Source organism: Streptomyces sp. SID5785 (genome assembly GCF_009870065.1).
GTDB lineage: Bacteria > Actinomycetota > Actinomycetes > Streptomycetales > Streptomycetaceae > Streptomyces.
The window spans coordinates 1-424 of record NZ_WWIA01000121.1; the positions used below are offsets into that span (position 1 = coordinate 1).

General features: G+C 71.2%; 1 pseudogene. It reads right to left on the minus strand.

Annotated features, from left to right (window positions below):
- Positions 1-424, minus strand: a pseudogene (locus GTW43_RS03725) (alpha-1,4-glucan--maltose-1-phosphate maltosyltransferase); the annotation flags it as partial.

A 424-nucleotide genomic window follows, 5' to 3' on the forward strand; every position in this document is an offset into this window, starting at 1 on the left:
GCCTCCTGGGTGTGGTGCGGATCCAGGTTCACGACCACGAGCACGGTGTCCTGGCCCGTTCGCTTGCTGTAGACGATGACCGCGTCGTTGTCGGCCTCGTGGAAGTGGAGGTTGCGCAGCGCCCGCAGGGCCGGGTGGCCCCGGCGGATACCGTTGAGCGCGGTGACGAGCGGGGCCAGCGACGTGCCCGCCCGCTCGGCCGACTCCCAGTCCCGCGGCCGTAGTTCGTACTTCTCGGAGTGCAGGTAGTCCTCCGTGCCGGGGCGCAGCGGGGTGTTCTCGCACAGCTCGAAGCCGGCGTACATGCCCCAGCTCGGCGCGAGGGTGGCCGCGAGCACCGCGCGGATCTCGAACGCGGCGCGGCCGCCGTCCTGGAGCGAGCCGTGCAGGATGTCCGGGGTGTTCACGAAGAGGTTCGGCCGCA